Source organism: Paracoccus sp. SSJ (genome assembly GCF_030234105.1).
Lineage (GTDB): Bacteria > Pseudomonadota > Alphaproteobacteria > Rhodobacterales > Rhodobacteraceae > Paracoccus > Paracoccus denitrificans.
Map to the genome: position 1 here is coordinate 222,273 of NZ_JASSPE010000007.1, position 18,047 is coordinate 240,319.

Genomic DNA, 18,047 nt, shown 5'->3' on the forward strand with positions numbered 1-18,047 from the left:
CGAAGCCCCCGGCGCCGGGCCCGCCGGAGGCAGCCAAAGATGGAACCCGCCATGAAACACCAATATCGCCTTGGCATCGACGCCGGCGGCACCTTCACCGACTTCATCCTCGCCGACCGCGAGGGCGCCCTGCGTATCTTCAAGGCGCTCTCGACCCCGCAGGACCCGACGCTGGCCATCAGGAACGGCCTTGCGCTGATCGAGGAAGAGACGGGCATCACCCCGCGCGATCTGGTCTCGAACGCCGATCTCTGCATCAACGGCACCACGGTGGGGCTGAACGCGCTGATCACCCATACCGGCGCCAAGACCGGCCTGATCGCCACCAGGGGGCACGAGGACAGCATCGAGATCCGCCTCGGCCACAAGGAGGACGGCTATCGCTACGACCCGGACTATCCGCCCGCGACCATGCTGGTGCCGCGCCATCTGCGGCGCGGGGTTGGCGAAAGGGTGATCTCGACCGGCGCCGTCCACACCCCGCTGAACGAGGAGGAGGTGCGCGAAGCCTGCCGGCATTTCCTGCGCGAGGGCGTCGAATCGGTCGCGATCAGCTTCGTCTGGTCGGTCCTGCACCCCGATCACGAGCTGCGCGCCGCCCAGATCGTGCGCGAGATGATGCCGGATGTGCGCCTGACCGTCGGCAGCCAGCTCTATCCGCAGGTGCGCGAATACACCCGCACCTCGACCGCCATCGTGAATGCCTATCTGGCGCCGATCCTGTCGCGCTACGTGCAGGCGGTGGACGGCTATTTCCAAAGCCTCGGCGCGCGCCAGCCGGTGCGCTATTTCCAGTCGAACGGCGGGCTGGCGCTGGGGTCGGTGGTCTCGGACCAGTCGGTCTATGCGATCAATTCCGGCCCCGCCTCGGCGCCCAGGGCGGCGCTTTATCTGGGCGAGCCCTACGGCCTTGAGGACATCATCACGGTCGACATGGGCGGCACCAGCTTCGACATCACCCTGACCCGCGAGGGCCAGGCCAACGTGTCGAAGAACATCGACTTCCTGCGCTATCGCATCGGCATCCCGATGATCCAGGTGGAAACCCTGGGCGCGGGCGGCGGCTCGATCGGCTGGATCGACTCGATGGGGCTGATGCAGATGGGGCCGCAATCGGCGGGCTCGGAACCCGGCCCGGCCTGCTACGGCAAGGGTGGCGAGCGGCCGACGACGACCGACGCGAACCTGGTGCTGGGCTACCTGAACCCCGAGGGCCTGGTCGGCGGCCGCCTGCCGCTCGGCGTGGAAAAGGCGCGCGAGGCGATCCGCAAGCACCTGGCCGAGCCCCTGGGCATCAGCGTCGAGACGGCGGCCTACGGCATGTTCACCATCGTCAACAACAACATGGTGAACGCGATCCGCCGCGTCTCGGTCGAGCGCGGCTACGATCCGCGCGACTTCGTGCTGAACTGCGCCGGTGGCGCCACGGGCGCGCATATCACCGCGCTGGCGCGCGAGATGGGCATCGGCAAGGTGCTGGTCTCCAAGCTCGCGTCGGGGCTTTGCGCCTTCGGTCAGATCATCTCGGACGTGAAATACAACTACATGGCCCCCATCGCCGCGCGGCTGGAAGGCGCCGACGCGGCCAGGCGGCTGGACGAGACATTCGCCCGGCTGGAGGACAGGGGTCGCGCCGACCTGATGGCCGACGATTTCGCCCCCGACCGGATCGGCATCCGCCGCAGCCTCGACATGCGCTATGTCGGGCAAGTGCATGAATGCACGGTCAGCGTCGATCCCTTCGCCATCGACGAGGCGGCGCTGGAACGCCTCAAGGCCGCCTTCCACGCCCGCCACGAAGAGCTTTACACCTATGCCGAGCCGCACAGCCCGGTCGAGGTGGTGAACGTGGAAAGCGCCATCTCGGGCGCGGTCGAGCGTCCGGCGCGGATGCGGATCGCGTCGGGGCACGGCGCGCATGCGGCGCTGTCGGGCACGCGCGAGATGATCTTCGACGCCTCGGGCCGCAAGCACGAAACCCCGGTCTATGACGGCGCGAAGCTGGGTGCGGGCGACGTCGTCACCGGCCCGGCGGTCATCCAGGAGGTGACGACCACCATCGTCATCGAGCCGGGCTGGGTCGCCGAACTGGACGGCAACGGCGTCTATGTCGTGACCGTGGCAAGCGGCGCGGCCGGGACGCGAGGACAGGCCAAGGTGCTGGCCGAGGCCTGACATGGGCCTGACATGGGCCTGACGGAGGCCGGGCGGGGCCGCGCAAGGCCCCGCCCATCCGTATCCAATCACAAGAACCAAACAGGGAGCTTCAGCCATGGCTGGATCTTTGGACAATTCGGAAGAACTGGAATTTTCGGACCGGCCGGTGCCGCGCGACCAGCGCATGGGTCGGCTGCCCCTGACGATGGCCTGGTGGTCGGTCTGCTCGGCCATGTTCTACCTGGTCATCGCCGCATCGTTGGCGCTGGCCTATGGCGCGCGAAACGCCATCATCGGGCTGGTGCTGTCGGTCGTCGCCTATGCGGCGGTGAATGCGGTGCTGGTGCGGCACGCGATCCGCACCGGGCTCAGCGTCTCGCTGTTCTCGCGCATCCTTCTGGGGCGCAGCGGGGCGGCGGTGGCGACGCTGATCTTCTTTGCCACCGCGATCTATTACGCGGTGTTCGAGGGCTCGGTGATCGCCGTCGCCCTGCGGGAATATGCCGGCATCTCCTATCCGCTGGCGGCGCTGGTGGTGGCGGTCTATTCGGTGGCGCTGATCTTTGGCTCGATCCAGAACTGGCTGGACAAGTTCAACGGCGTGCTTCTGCCCTTCTACCTGCTGGGGCTGGTTGCCGCGGTGGTGCTGGCGGTGGCGGAATACGGCTATTCGGACGCATGGCTGAACCTTGGGCCGCAGGGCGGCGCGCCCGCCGGCGGCTGGTGGGACTGCTTCGTCGCCTATATGGGCGTCTGGATCCTGATGATGTTCACCTATGACTATGCCCGCTTCGGCCGGCCCGAGGATGCGCGTTTCCATGCCACCATCAACTTCGGCGCGCCCTTCTATGCCGTGGCTTTCCTGCTCAACGGCCTTGTCGGCATCTTCCTGGCCGCCAGCCTGCCGACCGAGGGCGCGGTCTCGGAGGTCTCGGTCGTCTTCGCGCTGGTGCAACTGATGGGCGTGGCCGGGCTCGCCTTCGTCTGGATCTCGCAGACCCGGATCAACACTGCGAACTATTACCTCGCCGCGGTGAACATGGAGAGCTTTGCCGAAACAGTCTTTCGCCTGCACCTGCCGAAATGGGTCTGGGCCTGCGTGGTCGGCGCCATCGCCTATGCGCTGATGCTGGCCGATGTCTTTGCCTATATCCTGCAGGCGTTGGCCTATCAGGGCATCTTCGTCGTGGCCTGGGTCGGCATCGCGCTGGTCCATATCGCGACGGATCGCGGTGCCGGCGACACCGACCTGGCGGATGCGCGCGCGGTCAATCCGGCGGGGCTGGGGGCATGGCTTCTGGCCTCGGGCGCGGGGCTGGCGCTGCATTTCGCGGGCGGCACGGCGGCCTCGCTGTCGGCGCCGGCGACCTTCCTGGTCGCGGCGGCCGCCTATGCGGCGCTGGCCGGCCGGGCGACGGCGCGCCGGGCGCTGTCCTGACCCCGACGCAAGGCCGGTTGCGCGCAGCCGGCCTTGCTGTCAGATTCCGCCCCAGGGGGATAGCAGGGGACGGAGCCATGCCTTGGATGCACGGGCCCAGATGCGGATAGAGCCGGCCTTGCGCAAGCCGGCGGCCGGCCGCTGGCCGCTGGTGCTGTGCCTTGCCTGCGCGGCCGCCATCCTCTGGCTGGGGGCGCAGCTTGCCTATCAGCATTACTTCCGCGAGGGCCATGCCCGCGCCGCGACCGCGCTGCGGCTGACGGTGAACGCGCTGACCGCCGATCTGGCGCGCTACGAGGTGGTGCCGCAACTGGTCGGCGACCTGGACCTGATCCACCAGCTTGCCGCCGACCCCGGCAATGCCGCCTTGCGGCAGGAAACCAACCTGTGGCTGGCCGAGCAGAACGAGGCGGTGCAGGCATCCGACATCTACCTGATCCTGCCCGACGGCGAGACCATCGCCCATTCCGGCTACCTTGGTCCCTCCAGCTTCGTCGGGCAGAATTTCAGCTATCGGCCCTATGTCATCGACGCCATGGCGGGCGGGCAGGGGCGGTTCTACGGCATCGGCACCACCTCCGGCGTGCGGGGCTATTTCTTCTCGGCTCCGGTGCAGGACGATGCCGGCCGCATCACCGCCGTCGTCGCGGTCAAGATCGGCGTGGACCGGATCGAGGCCTCCTGGCGCGGCAACCAGTATCGCGTGCTGGTGACCGACCCCGAAGGCACGGCCTTCCTGTCCTCCGAGCCAAGCTGGCTTTACCACAGCATCCGGCCGCTGACGCCGGAACGGCTGGCGCGCACCGAATCCTCGCGCCGCTATGCCGGCACGCCCCTGGCCGAATTGCCGATCGAGCGGCTGGACCTGCACGGCGCCCCGGTCTTTCGCCTGCCGCCCGCGCTTGCAGGGGGTCCCCAGCGCAGCCACGACTATATCGCCGCCTCCGAGGACATGCCGGGCGCGGGCTGGACGGTGCATGTGCTTCTGGACAGCGCCGAGCTGCGGGCCGAGGCGCGGCTGGCGGTGCTGAGCCTCGCGCTGCTCTTGTCGGTCGCGGGCTTCGGGCTGATGATGTGGCGCCAGCGCCGCGCGCAGGCGGCCGAGCGGCTGGCCATGCAGCAATTCGCCACCGCCGAGCTGGAGCGCCGCGTGGTCGAGCGCACCGCCGATCTGGCGCGGGTGAACGACCAGCTCGAACTGGAGATCGCCGAGCGCCGCGCCACCGAGGCCGAGCTGCGCGCCGCGCAGGCCAGCCTGGTGCAGGTCGGCAAGCTGGCGGCGCTGGGGCAGATGTCGGCCTCGCTTTCGCACGAGATCAACCAGCCGCTGGCGGCGGCGCGCAACTATGCCGACAGCGCCGCCATCCTGATCGAGCGCGGCGAACACGCCCGCGCGCGCGAGAACATCGCCCAGATCCTGTTGCTGGTGGACCGGATGGCCGCCATCGGCAAGCATCTGCGCCACGCGGCAAGAAAGCCCGACGATGTGCTGGGCGCGGTGGCGCTGGCCGGGCTGCTGGACGAAACCCGCACCATCGTCGCCGCGCGGCTGGCCAGCAGCGGCGCCGAGCTGGAGCTGGACGTGCCCGCCGACCTGCCGCCGCTGCGGGCGGGGCCGACGCGCTTGCAGCAGGTGCTGGTGAACCTGATCACCAATGCCGTCGATGCGGTCGAGGGCGGCGCGGATCGCCGCATCACGCTTTCGGCGCGGGCCGAGGGCGGGCGCCTCGCCATCCGGGTCCGCGACCGCGGGCCGGGCGTGCCGGCGGCCATCGCGGCGCGCATCTTCGATCCGTTCTTCACCACCAAGGGCATGGGGGCTGGGCTGGGCCTGGGCCTGTCGATCACCGCCAATATCGTGCGCGATTTCGGCGGCGAGATCGCCTGCCGCAACATGCGGCCCGGCGCCGAATTCTGCGTGGTCCTGCCCGCCGCCGCCGGCGCCGAGGCCGCCGAGACTGCCGCATGACCCCGCGCGTGCTTCTGGTCGAGGATGACGAGCAGATGCGCAGCTCGACCGCGCAGGCGCTGGAACTGGCGGGGTTCACCGTCGAGGCGCTGGCCTCGGGCGAGGAGGCATTGGCGCTGGCCGGTTCGGGCTTTGCCGGCGCGGTGGTCAGCGACATCCGCATGCCGGGCATGGACGGGATGACGCTGCTGGGCCGGCTGCACGAGGTCGATCCCGAGATCCCGGTGATCCTGGTCACCGGCCATGCCGAGGTGCCGCTGGCGGTCGAGGCGATCCGGGGCGGCGCCTATGACTTCATCGAGAAGCCCTTCGTGGTGCAGGAACTGGCCACGGTGATCCGCCGCGCCATCGACCACCGTGGGCTGGTGCTGGAAAACCGCCGGCTGCGCGCCGTCGCGGGCAAGCGCGACGATGTCGAGGCCCGGCTGCCCGGCCGCACCCAGGTCATGGTGGACCTGCGCTATCGGTTGCGCGCCATCGGCGCCTCGGATGCCGATGCGCTGGTGATCGGCCCGACCGGCGCCGGGAAAGAGGTGGTGGCGCGCACGCTGCACGACATTTCGGCCCGTGCCGGCCGGCCCTTCATCGCCATCAACTGCGCCGCCCTGCCCGAGGCGCTGATCGAAAGCGAGCTGTTCGGCCATGAGCCGGGGGCCTTTCCCGGTGCGCTGCGGCCGCGATACGGCAAGTTCGAACATGCGCGCGGCGGCACGGTCCTGCTGGACGAGATCGGCTCGATGCCCCTGGAATTGCAGGCCAAGCTGCTGCGGGTGCTGCAGGAACGCACGATCACCCGGCTCGGCTCGAACGACTCGGTGCCGCTGGACGTGCGCTTCATCGCCGTCAGCAAGGTCGATCTGGAGGAACTGGTCGCGCAGGGCCTTTTCCGCGAGGACCTGCTGTGGCGGCTGAACGTCGCCGTGCTGCATGTCCCGCCGCTTTCGGCGCGGCGCGAGGACATCCCGCTGCTGTTCCTGCAATTGCTGCGCGAGGCCGCCGCCCGCCACAACCTGCCCGAGCGCGAGGCGCCCGCCGCCTTCCTGTCGGGCCTTGCGGCCAAGGAATGGCCGGGCAATGTGCGCGAGCTGCGCAACCTGGCCGAGCGTTTCGTGCTGGGACTGGAAGGCGCGGAGCTTGGCCCCGAACAGGGTGCGCGCCTGGCCGAGCGCGTGGCCGAGTTCGAGCGCAGCCTGATCGCCGGAGCCATCGCCGCCCATGGCGGCAAGCTGCGCCCGGTCTATGAGACGCTGGGTATTTCGCGCAAGACTCTCTACGAGAAGATGCAGAAATACGGCCTCGACCGCCGCCTGATCCTGGATGCGGCCGAGGACGATGCCGGCTGAGCAGGCAGATGGGTGGAAATCCACCCATCATTCATGCGGCATGTTACCTTTCCCACCCATTTTTGGCATCCTTGCGCAACTTGCGCCTTTGGCCCCGCGTTTTTGATTTGTGCCGCGGCGGCTTGCCGCCGCACCATTCCGCGGAGGCCGCGTCGAGGAGGACGCAGGCCAAAGCATATTTTGGGGGAGGGGATATGGCTTACCCGAAGCTTCTGGGCGCGCTTTGCGCTACGACATTGCTGGTCGCGCCGGCTTTCGCGCAGGATTGGCCGCAGCGCCAGATCACCATGGTGGTGCCTTTCGCGGCCGGCGGGCCGACCGATACGGTGGCGCGCATGGTGGCCGAGCGCATGTCGGCCGACCTGGGCCAGCAGATCATCGTCGAGAATATCGGCGGTGCCGGCGGCACGCTGGGCGCCGGCAACGTCGCCAAGGCCGATCCGGACGGCTATACGGTGCTGCTGCACCATATCGGCATGGCGACCTCGGCCACGCTTTACCGCAACCTGGCCTATGACACGCTGAATGCCTTCGACTATGTGGGCCTGGTGACCGAGGTGCCGATGGTCGTCGTCGCCCGCAAGGATTTCGAGCCCAACGACTTCACGGCGTTCATCTCCTACGTCAAGGACAACGCGGACAACCTGACGCTGGCCAATGCGGGCATCGGCTCGGCCTCGCATCTGTGCGGCATGATGCTGATGTCGGCGCTCGAGGCGCCGCTGGTGACGGTCCCCTACAAGGGCACCGGCCCGGCGATGACCGACCTGCTGGGTGGGCAGACCGATATCATGTGCGACCAGACCACCAACACCACGCAGCAGATCAAGGGCGGCACGATCAAGGCCTATGCCGTGACCACGCCCGAGCGGCTGGAGCTGTTCCCCGACCTGCCCACGGCGATGGAAAGCGGGCTGGACGGCTTCGACGTGTCGATCTGGCACGGCATCTATACGCCCAAGGGAACGCCGGCCGAGGTGAACGAGCGGCTGTCGAAATCCCTGCAATCCGCGCTGGCGGACGAGGGGGTCGTGAAGGCCATGGCCGACCTGGGCACCGCGCCTTCGCCGGCCGAGGATGCCACGCCCGCCGCGCTGCAAGCCAAGCTTGAGGCCGAGATCGCCCGCTGGCAGCCGGTGATCGAGGCCGCGGGCGTCTACGCCGACTGAACCGGCGCCCCGCCGCCCGCAATGCGCGGCGGGGCTTGCTGCAAGCAGGGGGGAAACACATGTCCACGAAACCCAAGGACGGGACCGACATCGCGGCCGGGCTGCTGCTGATGGCGGCGGCGGGATTTTTCGGTTGGCAGACGACGGGGCTGGAGATCGGCACCTCGCTGCGCATGGGGCCCGGCTATTTCCCGATGGTGCTGTCGGGGATCCTGTTCCTGTTGGGGCTGATCGTCTTTCTGCGCGCCTTCGGCCGCGAGGACGACGAGCCCTTCGGCAAGGTCGCATGGCGCGGCATCCTGTTCATCCTGCCGGCGCCGATCTTTTTCGGCCTGACGGTGCGCGGGCTCGGCTTCGTGCCGGCGCTGTTTCTGGCCACGCTGATCGCCTCGCAGGCCTCGATGCGGATGCGGCCCCTGGCGGCGCTGATCCTGGCGGTGACGGTGACCATCCTGTCGACGCTGATCTTCAGCTATGGCCTTGGCCTGCCGTTCCGGCGCTTCGGGCCCTGGGTCCAGTTCTAGAAAGGGGGCGTCATGGAACTGCTCAGCAATCTCGCGCTTGGCTTCTCGGTCGCCTCGTCGCTGGCGAACCTGCTCTTCTGCCTGATCGGCGTGCTTCTGGGCACGCTGATCGGGGTGCTGCCGGGGATCGGCGCCACGGCGACCATCGCCATGCTCTTGCCGATCACCTTCCAGCTCGAGCCGGTCAGCTCGCTCATCATGCTGGCGGGGATCTATTACGGCGCGCAATACGGCGGCTCGACCACCGCGATCCTGATCAACATGCCGGGCGAAAGCTCGTCCGCCGTCACCGCCATCGACGGCTACCAGATGGCGCGCAAGGGCCGCGCGGGCACGGCGCTGGCCACGGCGGCGCTGGGGTCGTTCTTTGCCGGCACCGTCGCGACCTTCCTGGTCGCGATCTTTGCCCCGCCCCTGACCGCGGTGGCGCTGAAATTCGGCGCGGCCGAGTATTTCAGCCTGATGGTCATGGGCCTGGTCATGTCGGTGGCGCTGGCGCATGGCTCGGTCCTCAAGGCGCTGGCCATGGTGGTGCTGGGCCTGCTTCTGGGCATCGTCGGCACCGACATCTATACCGGCGCGCCGCGTTTCACCCTGGGCATCACCCAATATGCCGACGGGCTGAACTTCGTCGCCGTCGCCGTGGGCGTCTTCGGCATCGCCGAGATCCTGCGCAACCTCGAGGACGAGCACGACCGCGAGGTGATGACCAAGAACATCAGCCGCCTGTTCCCCAACCGCGAGGAATTCAGGCAGATGATCGGCCCGGTCCTGCGCGGCACCGGGGTCGGCTCGGTCCTGGGCATCCTGCCGGGCGGGGGCGCGATCCTGGCCAGCTTTGCCTCGTACACGATCGAGAAGAAGGTCTCTGCCCGGCCGCAGGACTTCGGCAAGGGTGCGCTGGCCGGCGTCGCCGGCCCGGAAAGCGCCAACAATGCCGGGGCGCAGACCTCGTTCATCCCGCTGCTGACGCTGGGCATCCCGGCGAACCCGGTCATGGCGCTGATGATCGGCGCGATGATCATCCAGGGCATCGTGCCGGGGCCGAACGTGGTCAGCGAACAGCCGGCGCTGTTCTGGGGCATCATCGCCAGCATGTGGATCGGCAACCTGATGCTGGTGATCCTGAACCTGCCGCTGATCGGGCTGTGGGTCAGGCTGCTGACGGTGCCTTACTATGTGCTGTTCCCGATCATCATGGCGATGTGCTCGATCGGGGTCTATTCGGTGGCCTCGAACACCTATGACCTCTATGCCGTCGCCTTCTTCGGGCTGCTGGGCTATGTCATGTCCAAGCTGCGCTGTGAGCCGGCGCCCCTGCTGCTGGGCTTTGTCCTGGGCCCGCTGCTGGAAGAGAACCTGCGCCGGGCGATGATCCTGTCGCGGGGCGATCCCATGACCTTCTTGACCCGCCCGATCAGCGCCACCCTGCTTTTGATGTCGCTGGCCGTGCTGGTGCTGGTCTTCCTGCCGCAGATCCGCAAGCGCCGGGACGAGGTCTTTACCGAAAGCGATGCGTAAGACATTCAACAGAGAGGAAACCATGACAGCATCCATCACCCGCCGCCTGCTGCTGGGCGCCGCCATGGCGCTTGGCCTCGCAGGTGCCGCCGCCGCCGAATACCCCGAGCGTCCGATCACCCTGGTGATCCCCTTTGCCGCCGGCGGCTCGACCGACGTGGTCGGCCGCATCGTCGCCGACCGCATGAGCCAGGAACTGGGCCAGCAGGTCATCGTGCAGAACGTCGGCGGCGCCGGCGGCAGCCTGGGCGCGGCCCAGGTCGCCAAGGCCGACCCGGACGGCTATACGATCCTGATGGCGACCGTCGCCACCCATGCGCTGAACCCGCTGATCCTGAAGCAGAAACCCTATGATCCGGTCGAGGATTTCGCGCCGGTCTCGCTTCTGGTTCTGGTGCCGAACGTGCTGGCTGTGAACCCGGAACTGCCGGTCAACACCGTGCAGGAGCTGATCGACCTGTCCAAGTCCGAGCCGCTGGCCTATGCCTCGTCCGGCAACGGCACGCCGCTGCACCTGTCGGGCGAGCTGTTCAAGGCCATGGCCGGGATCGACCTGACCCATATCCCCTACAAGGGCTCGGGGCCGGCACTGACCGACGTGCTGGGCAACCAGGTGCCGATCATCTTCGACAACCTGCCCTCGGCCTCGGGCCATATCGCCTCGGGCAAACTGCGGGCGCTTGGCGTGACCACGGCGGAGCGCGCGCCCAGCTTCCCCGACGTTCCGGCCATCGCCGAGACCCTGCCGGGATACGAGACCTATACCTGGAACGCGCTTTTCGCCCCGGCAGGCACGCCGCCCGAGGCTATCGAGGCGCTGAACAAGGCCGCGCTGACCGCCATGGCCGACCCGGCGGTGGCCGACCGGATGAAGGAGTTTTCCGCCACCGTCGTCGCCTCGACGCCCGAGGAACTGGCCGAGCACGTCAAGGCCGAGATGGCGAAATGGGAGCCGGTGGTGCGCGACGCAAACGTCAGCCTGGACTGACGCGCTATCGAAAGGCCGGGCCTCGTCCCGGCCTTTTCCTTGCCGGCCAGTCCTCTCTAGCCCTCTCTAGACCTCTGCGGCCGGGGTGGATTTCGTCCCGGCCGCGCGCGTGCCCGCCCCGCCGCCGTTCAGCCGGCGCAGCGACAGGTCCAGCCGCGCCTCGGCCTCGCGGATCTCGCGGCTGGCTTGGCGCAGGTAGCCGATATGTTCGCCCGCCGCCTGCCGCGCGGCTTGCGCATCGCGGGCCAGGATTGCCTCGGCGATGGCGCGGTGCTGCTGGCGCAGCAACTCGCGGATGGCCGGCACGGCGAACAGCCGGCTGCGGTTCTGGATCACGTCCGAACGCAAGACCCCCGCCAGAGCCTGCATGATCTGGAGCAGGGTCATGTTGTGGCTGGCCTCGTAGATCAGCAGGTGCAATTCGGTATCCGCCTCGGCCTCTTCGCCGGTATCGGCGCGGGCATGGGCGCGGTCCATGCGGCCAAGGCAATCGCGGATGCGCGCCAGTTCCACCTCGGTCGCGCGCTGCGCGGCCAAAGCCGCGGCCGCGCTTTCGACGATGCCGCGGAACTCAAGGTAATCGTCCGCCGCCTCGGCATGGCGCACCAGCATGGCGATCAACGGGTCGGTGATCGCCGCCTTGCCCAGGGCCGCCACCCGGCTGCCGCGCCCGCCGGCGCTGGTCAGAAGCCCGCGTTCCTCCAGGATCTTCAACCCGTCGCGCAGGGTCGAGCGCGAGACGTTCAGCCGCTCGGCCAGCTCGCGCTCGGGCAAGAGCCGTTCGTCGGGGCGCAGCGAGCCCTCCAGGATCAGCGATTCGAGATGCTGGGCCACGGCCTCGGCGGCGCGTTCGGATTTCACGGATGCGTTGGTCATGGGCGCTCATGCGGTTGTCGGATCCCTGCCATGTAAGCACAGGACGGGCGTGGCGGTCCAGAAAAATACCGATTGACGAACATGGTCTGAAAATTATACCAAGAATGCAGGGCAGGACACGGGCCTGCCGTTCGACCAAGGGAGGAGAGCTTGTCCGGTATTGCCATGCCCCGGCCCGATGCGGGCATCCTGGCGCGTGCGCCCCAGATCGTCGCCGCCTTGCGCGACATCCTGCCCGAGGATGCCGTGATCTCGGACCCCGAGGAGACGCGCGCCTATGAATGCGACGCGCTGACCGCCTATCGCTGCCCGCCGCTGGCGGTGGTGCTGCCGCGCACGACCGAGGAGGTCGCGGCGGCCATGCGCATCTGCCACGAGATGCGCGTGCCGGTGGTGCCGCGCGGTGCGGGGACCTCGCTTGCCGGCGGCGCGCTGCCCACGGCGGATTGCGTCATCATCGCCACCCTGCGCCTGCGCGATGTGCTGGAGATCGACACCCGGAACCGCTTCATCCGCGTGCAGACCGGCGTGACCAACCTGTCGGTCAGCGCCGAACTGGAACCGCACGGCTTCTTTTATGCGCCCGACCCGTCCTCGCAACTGGCCTGCACCATCGCGGGCAATATCGCGATGAACTCGGGCGGGGCGCATTGCCTGAAATACGGCGTCACCACCAACAACCTGATGGGCGCCACGGTCGTGCTGACCACGGGCGAGGTGGTGGAACTGGGCGGGGTCGAGATGGGTCCTGCGGGCCTGGACCTGATGGGGCTCATTTGCGGCTCCGAAGGCCAGCTTGGCATCGTGACCGAGGCCACCTTGCGCATCCTGCCGCGGCCCGAGGGCGCGCGCCCGGTGCTGATCGGCTTTGACGGCGCCGAGGTGGCGGGGGAATGCGTGGCGCGGATCATCCGCTCGGGCGTGTTGCCGGTCGCCATCGAATACATGGACGACGTCTGCCTGCGCGCGGTCGAGGCCTTCGCCCATGCCGGCTATCCCGATTGCGCCGCGGTGCTGATCGTCGAGGTCGAGGGCTCGCCCGCCGAGATCGACCACCAGATCGCCCGCATCCGCGAGATCGCCGATGCGCTGAACCCGGTCGAGTTTCGCGAAAGCCGCAATGCCGACGAGGCCATGGCGATCTGGAAAGGCCGCAAGTCCGCCTTTGGCGCCATGGGCCGGCTGGGCGATTACATCTGCCTGGACGGCACGGTGCCGGTGGGCCAACTGCCCTATACGCTGAAGATGATCGGCGAATTGTCGCGCCAGCACGGGCTGGAGGTCGCGAACGTCTTTCACGCCGGTGACGGCAACATGCACCCGCTGATCCTGTTCAACGCCAACAAGCCCGGCGATCTGGAACGCGCCGAGGCCTTCGGCAACGACATCCTGCGGCTTTGCGTCGATGTCGGCGGCTGCCTGACCGGCGAGCATGGCGTGGGCATCGAAAAGCGCGACCTGATGGGCAAGCAATATGACGGCCCCGACCTGGAGATCCAGATGGCGGTCAAGGACGTTTTCGACCCGCGCTGGCTGCTCAATCCGGCCAAGGTCTTTCCGCTGGACGCAAGCCGGCCCTGGCGCGAGGAGGCAGCCGACCGATGATCCCCGACAATCCCAGCCGCGCGGGACTGAGCCCCGCCAGCGAGGCCGAGCTTGGCGCCCTGATCGCCGAGCGTTTCGCGACCCGCCAACCCCTGCGCATCGCCGGCGGCGGCACCCGGGTCGAAACCGGACCCGTGCCGGGCGAGGTGCTTTCGACCGCCGCGATCTCGGGCGTCGTGACCTATGAGCCGGGCGAGATGACGCTGATCGCCCGTGCCGGCACGCCCTTGGACCAGATCGAGCCGATGCTGGCCGCCGAGGGCCAGGCGCTGGCCTTCGAGCCTGCCGACATGCGCGGCGTGCTGGGCCGCAATGGCACGCCGACCATCGGCGGCGTGGTCGCGGCCAATGCTAGCGGCCCGCGCCGGCTGCTGGCCGGGGCCTGCCGCGACCATCTGCTGGGGGTGCGCTTTGTCGACGGTCAGGGCCGCGTGCTGAAGAACGGCGGCAGGGTGATGAAGAACGTCACCGGCCTCGACCTGGGCAAGCTGATCTGCGGGGCGCATGGCAGCTTGGGCGTGCTGACCGAGGTGGCGCTGAAGACGCTGCCGCACCTGCCCGACCGCTGCACGCTGGGCTTTCACGGCGTCACGGTCGAGGAGGCGGTGGCGATCTTTTCGACGGCGCTGGCGACCCCTTTCGAGGTTTCGGGCGCCGCCTTCCGCGACGGCTCGGCCTGGCTGCGGGTCGAGGGGCTGGGGCCGCAGATGGATTATCGCCGCGACCGGCTGCTGGACCTGCTGAAACCGCGCGAGGCCGAGGTGCTGGACGGTGCCGCCACCGTGGCGCTGTGGCGCGACCTGCGCGATCTGGCGCATTTCGCGGGAACGGACGCGCCGCTTTGGCGGGTGCTGGTCAAGCCGAGCCTTGCCCCGGCCACGGCGCGGGCCTTGCAGGCGCTGGGCGGCGAAGTGTCGCTCGACTGGAGCGGCGGGCTGGTCTGGTATTGTGGACCGGGCAGCCCGCAGGCGGTGCGGCAGGTCGCCCCCCATGCCACGCTGGTCCGGCGCGGCGGGCTTGACGGCCCGGCCTTCCCGCCCGAGGCCCCGCCTGTCGCCCGCCTCTCGGCCGGGTTGCGCCAAAGGTTCGACCCCGCCGGTATCCTCAACCCCGGCTTGATGGATCGCTGACATGCAGACCAATTTCACGCCCCAGCAACTGGCCGACCCCGGCACGGCCCGCGCCAACGAGATCCTGCGCAGCTGCGTCCATTGCGGTTTCTGCACCGCGACCTGCCCGACCTACAAGGTGCTGGGCGACGAGCTGGACAGCCCGCGCGGCCGCATCTACCTGATCAAGGACATGCTGGAGAACGGCAAGGTTCCCGACGCCAAGACCGTCGGCCATATCGACCGCTGCCTCAGCTGCCTGTCCTGCATGACCACCTGTCCCTCGGGCGTGCATTACATGCACCTGGTCGATCACGCCCGCGAATATATCGAAAAGACCTATCGCCGCCCCTTGGGCGAAAGGGCGCTGCGCTGGCTTCTGGCGCGCATCCTGCCCTATCCGGGGCGCTTCCGGCTGGCGCTGATGGGCGCGAAACTGGCACGGCCCTTTCGGCGGCTGGTGCCGGATGCGCGGCTGCGGGCCATGCTGGACATGGCGCCCCGCGACATCCCGCCGCCCAGCCTGAACGACCGCCCGCAGGTCTTTGCCGCCGAGGGGCCGCGCCGCAAGCGGGTGGCGCTGCTGATCGGCTGCGCGCAAAGGGCGCTGAACACCGACATCAACGACGCGACCATCCGCCTGTTGCGCCGCCATGGCTGCGAGGTGGTGATCCCGCGCGGCCTGGGCTGCTGCGGCGCGCTGACCCATCACATGGGCAAGACCGACGAAAGCCACGCCTCGGCTGCCGCCAATATCCGCGCGCTGATGGCCGAGGTCGCGCGCGAGGGGCTGGACGCGGTGGTCATCAACACCTCGGGCTGCGGCACCACGGTCAAGGATTACGGACACATGTTCGAAAACGATCCGCTGGCCGCCGATGCCGCGCGGGTGGCCGGTCTGGCCAAGGACATCACCGAGGTGATGGCCGATCTGGGCCTGCGCGAGCCGGGCCATGCCGAGCCGCTGCGCGTCGGCTATCACGCCGCCTGTTCGTTGCAGCATGGCCAGCAGATCCGCGCGACGCCCAAGGAGCTTCTGGCCGCCGCCGGGTTCACCGTGCTGGAGCCGAAGGACGCGCATATCTGCTGCGGCTCGGCCGGCACCTACAACCTGATGCAGCCGGCGATCTCGGCCGAATTGAAGCGCCGCAAGGTCGAGACGCTGGAGGCGCTGACCCCGCAGGTCATCAGCGCCGGCAATATCGGCTGCATGATGCAGATCGGCTCGGGCACCGGCGTGCCGGTCGTCCATACGGCCGAACTGCTGGACTGGGCCACCGGCGGGCCTAGGCCGCGGGCGCTGGCGCATCCGGTCTAGGCTCGCCCCGGCTTGGGAGCGGGCGGCGTCGCAAAGGCCCGGAGATGCGAACGGCGGCCCTAACCCGGCCGCCGTTCCCTTGTCTCATCCGTGAAGGCGCCGGCCCGTCAGCTCATCTCTCGCAGGACGTATTGCACGATGCGCTCGGCGGCCTCTTCGGGCGTCAGCGCGACCGTGTTCACGGTCAGCTCGGCATTCTGCGGCTGCTCATAGGGGCTGTCGATGCCGGTGAAGTTCTTCAGCTGGCCGGAACGCGCCTTCTTGTAGAGGCCCTTGACGTCGCGCGCCTCGGCCACTTCCAGCGGCGTGTCGACGAAAACCTCGACGAACTCGCCCGGCGCCATCAGGTCGCGCACCATCTGCCGTTCCGAGCGGAAGGGCGAGATGAAGGCGGTCAGCACGATCAGCCCGGCATCGGTCATCAGCCGCGCCACCTCGCCCACGCGGCGGATGTTCTCCACCCGGTCGGCATCGGTGAAGCCCAGGTCGCGGTTCAGGCCGTGGCGGATGTTGTCGCCGTCCAGCAGGAAGGTGTGCTTGCCAAGGGCATGCAGCTTTTTCTCGACGATATTGGCGATGGTGGACTTGCCCGAGCCGGACAGGCCGGTGAACCAGACCACGGCGGGCTTCTGGTTCTTCAGTGCCGCATGGGCCTCGCGGTTCACGTCCAGCGCCTGCCAGTGGATGTTCTGCGACCGGCGCAGCGCGAAATGGATCATGCCCGCCGCCACGGTGGCGTTGGTCATGCGGTCGATCAGGATGAAGCCGCCAAGGTCGGGGTTCTGGGCATAGGCCTCGAACGGGATCGGCCGGTCGGTCGAGATGTTGACCACGCCGATGGCGTTCAGCCCCAGCGTCTTGCTGGCCAGATGCTCCAGCGTGTTGACGTTGACCTCGTATTTCGGCTCGGTGACGGTCGCGGTGACGGTCTGGGTGCCGATCTTCAGCAGGTAGGGGCGGCCCGGCAGCATCTCCTGCTCGGCCATCCAGACCAGCGTCGCCTCGAACTGGTCGGCGACCTCGCAGGGCTGATCCGATTGCACGATCACGTCGCCGCGCGAGCAGTCGATCTCGTCGGCGAAGGTCAGCGTCACCGACTGGCCGGCGATGGCAAGATCCAGGTCGCTGTCCTGGGTGACGATGGACTTGACCGTGGTGGTCTTGCCCGAGGGCAGCACCCGGATCGCATCGCCCGGCCGCACCGTGCCCGCGCCGATCTGCCCGGCGAAGCCGCGGAAATCGAGGTTCGGCCGGTTCACCCATTGCACGGCCATGCGGAAGGGGTGGTCCAGCATCTGGGTGTCGCTGACCGGCGCCTCTTCCAGGTGGCCCAGCAGGGTCGGGCCCTGATACCAGTGCATGTTGTCGCTGTGGCTGACGATATTGTCGCCCTTGAGCCCCGAGATCGGGATCGGCAGGAAGCTGTCCATGCCGATCTGCTTGGCGAAATGCGAATAATCCGCGACGATCTCATAGAAGCGCTCGGCCGAGTAATCGACCAGGTCCATCTTGTTGACCGCCAGAACCACGTTGCGGATGCCGAGCAGGTTGACCAGATAGCTGTGCCGCCGCGTCTGGGTCAGCACGCCTTGGCGCGCATCGATCAGGATCACCGCCAGGTCGGCGGTCGAGGCGCCGGTGACCATGTTGCGGGTGTATTGTTCATGGCCGGGGGTGTCGGCGACGATGAACTTGCGCTTGTCGGTGGCGAAGAAGCGATAGGCCACGTCGATGGTGATGCCCTGTTCGCGTTCGGCCGCCAGGCCATCGACCAGCAGGGCGAAGTCGATCTCGCCGCCCTGGGTGCCCACGGCCTTCGAATCGTTTTCAAGGCTGGCGAGCTGGTCCTCGAAGATCATCTTGCTGTCATAGAGCAGCCGGCCGATCAGCGTGGACTTGCCGTCGTCGACCGAGCCGCAGGTGATGAAGCGCAGCATGGTCTTGTGCTGGTGCTTCAGCAGATAGGCGTCGATGTCCTCGGCGATCAGCGAATCCGTGACGTAGACGGGGTCTTTCATCTCGTGGTTCAT

Annotated in this window: 13 protein-coding genes; 11 read left to right on the forward strand and 2 right to left on the reverse strand. The window is 68.2% G+C overall.

Translation table 11 applies throughout. The features are described 5' to 3' along the window. Nucleotides 1–51: 51 nt before the first annotated feature. From capA to QPR87_RS10400, 8 genes are all read left to right on the forward strand, one after another. On the forward strand, nt 52–2,175 hold the full coding sequence (capA, locus tag QPR87_RS10365; protein WP_285049513.1) for a caprolactamase subunit alpha: 2,124 nt from the start codon (nt 52–54) through the stop codon (nt 2,173–2,175). A gap of 97 nt (nt 2,176–2,272) precedes the next feature. After that, nucleotides 2,273–3,595 (forward strand): purine-cytosine permease family protein, encoded by a 1,323-nt coding sequence (locus tag QPR87_RS10370; protein WP_011750633.1) that lies wholly within the window; start codon nt 2,273–2,275, stop codon nt 3,593–3,595. An 82-nt stretch (nt 3,596–3,677) separates the two neighbouring features. Continuing rightward, on the forward strand, nt 3,678–5,564 hold the full coding sequence (locus QPR87_RS10375; RefSeq protein ID WP_285049514.1) for a sensor histidine kinase: 1,887 nt from the start codon (nt 3,678–3,680) through the stop codon (nt 5,562–5,564). Continuing rightward, nucleotides 5,561–6,907 carry a sigma-54-dependent transcriptional regulator gene (locus QPR87_RS10380; RefSeq protein WP_285049515.1) on the forward strand — a complete coding sequence of 449 codons (1,347 nt, stop codon included), beginning with the start codon at nt 5,561–5,563 and terminating at the stop codon, nt 6,905–6,907. Before QPR87_RS10375 ends, QPR87_RS10380 begins: the two co-directional genes overlap by 4 nt. Nucleotides 6,908–7,101: 194 nt before the next feature. Continuing rightward, on the forward strand, nt 7,102–8,076 hold the full coding sequence (locus QPR87_RS10385) for a tripartite tricarboxylate transporter substrate-binding protein (RefSeq protein WP_285049516.1): 975 nt from the start codon (nt 7,102–7,104) through the stop codon (nt 8,074–8,076). Between the two features lie 59 nt (nt 8,077–8,135). Further along, entirely contained in the window at nt 8,136–8,600 is a 465-nt protein-coding gene (locus QPR87_RS10390) for a tripartite tricarboxylate transporter TctB family protein (RefSeq protein ID WP_285049517.1), read from the forward strand. Nucleotides 8,601–8,612: 12 nt separating this feature from the next. Beyond that, nucleotides 8,613–10,121, forward strand: a complete 1,509-nt coding sequence (locus QPR87_RS10395) for a tripartite tricarboxylate transporter permease (RefSeq protein ID WP_011750628.1) — start codon at nt 8,613–8,615, stop codon at nt 10,119–10,121. A 22-nt stretch (nt 10,122–10,143) separates the two neighbouring features. Further along, nucleotides 10,144–11,109: a Bug family tripartite tricarboxylate transporter substrate binding protein gene (locus tag QPR87_RS10400; protein ID WP_011750627.1), complete on the forward strand. Its 966-nt coding sequence runs from the start codon at nt 10,144–10,146 to the stop codon at nt 11,107–11,109. Between the two features lie 66 nt (nt 11,110–11,175). Here the strand turns inward: QPR87_RS10400 and QPR87_RS10405 are convergent, their stop codons facing one another. Continuing rightward, nucleotides 11,176–11,985, reverse strand: a complete 810-nt coding sequence (locus QPR87_RS10405) for a FadR/GntR family transcriptional regulator (protein WP_285049518.1) — start codon at nt 11,983–11,985, stop codon at nt 11,176–11,178. Nucleotides 11,986–12,150: 165 nt separating this feature from the next. Between QPR87_RS10405 and QPR87_RS10410 the strand changes: the two genes are divergently transcribed. The 3 genes from QPR87_RS10410 to glcF are packed head-to-tail and all read left to right on the forward strand — an operon-like array spanning nt 12,151 to nt 16,017. Continuing rightward, nucleotides 12,151–13,590, forward strand: coding sequence for an FAD-linked oxidase C-terminal domain-containing protein (locus QPR87_RS10410; protein WP_221246438.1), 1,440 nt, complete (start codon nt 12,151–12,153; stop codon nt 13,588–13,590). Continuing rightward, nucleotides 13,587–14,720, forward strand: coding sequence for an FAD-binding protein (locus tag QPR87_RS10415; RefSeq protein WP_285049519.1), 1,134 nt, complete (start codon nt 13,587–13,589; stop codon nt 14,718–14,720). The genes QPR87_RS10410 and QPR87_RS10415 overlap by 4 nt, the downstream gene beginning before the upstream one ends. A gap of 1 nt (nt 14,721) precedes the next feature. Next, the gene (gene glcF / locus QPR87_RS10420; RefSeq protein WP_285049520.1) at nt 14,722–16,017 is read left to right on the forward strand and encodes a glycolate oxidase subunit GlcF; all 1,296 of its coding nucleotides are present in this window, start codon (nt 14,722–14,724) and stop codon (nt 16,015–16,017) included. A 107-nt stretch (nt 16,018–16,124) separates the two neighbouring features. Here the strand turns inward: glcF and cysN are convergent, their stop codons facing one another. Continuing rightward, nucleotides 16,125–18,047, reverse strand: coding sequence for a sulfate adenylyltransferase subunit CysN (gene cysN / locus QPR87_RS10425; RefSeq protein WP_285049521.1), 1,923 nt, complete (start codon nt 18,045–18,047; stop codon nt 16,125–16,127).

Coding starts and splice junctions, on each gene's coding strand:
- capA (WP_285049513.1), top strand. CDS start 52: ATGAAACACCAATATCGCCTTGGCATCGACGCCGGCGGCACCTTCACC.
- QPR87_RS10370 (WP_011750633.1), top strand. CDS start 2,273: ATGGCTGGATCTTTGGACAATTCGGAAGAACTGGAATTTTCGGACCGG.
- QPR87_RS10380 (WP_285049515.1), top strand. CDS start 5,561: ATGACCCCGCGCGTGCTTCTGGTCGAGGATGACGAGCAGATGCGCAGC.
- QPR87_RS10385 (WP_285049516.1), top strand. CDS start 7,102: ATGGCTTACCCGAAGCTTCTGGGCGCGCTTTGCGCTACGACATTGCTG.
- QPR87_RS10390 (WP_285049517.1), top strand. CDS start 8,136: ATGTCCACGAAACCCAAGGACGGGACCGACATCGCGGCCGGGCTGCTG.
- QPR87_RS10395 (WP_011750628.1), top strand. CDS start 8,613: ATGGAACTGCTCAGCAATCTCGCGCTTGGCTTCTCGGTCGCCTCGTCG.
- QPR87_RS10400 (WP_011750627.1), top strand. CDS start 10,144: ATGACAGCATCCATCACCCGCCGCCTGCTGCTGGGCGCCGCCATGGCG.
- QPR87_RS10405 (WP_285049518.1), bottom strand. CDS start 11,985: ATGACCAACGCATCCGTGAAATCCGAACGCGCCGCCGAGGCCGTGGCC.
- QPR87_RS10410 (WP_221246438.1), top strand. CDS start 12,151: ATGCCCCGGCCCGATGCGGGCATCCTGGCGCGTGCGCCCCAGATCGTC.
- QPR87_RS10415 (WP_285049519.1), top strand. CDS start 13,587: ATGATCCCCGACAATCCCAGCCGCGCGGGACTGAGCCCCGCCAGCGAG.
- glcF (WP_285049520.1), top strand. CDS start 14,722: ATGCAGACCAATTTCACGCCCCAGCAACTGGCCGACCCCGGCACGGCC.
- cysN (WP_285049521.1), bottom strand. CDS start 18,047: ATGAACCACGAGATGAAAGACCCCGTCTACGTCACGGATTCGCTGATC.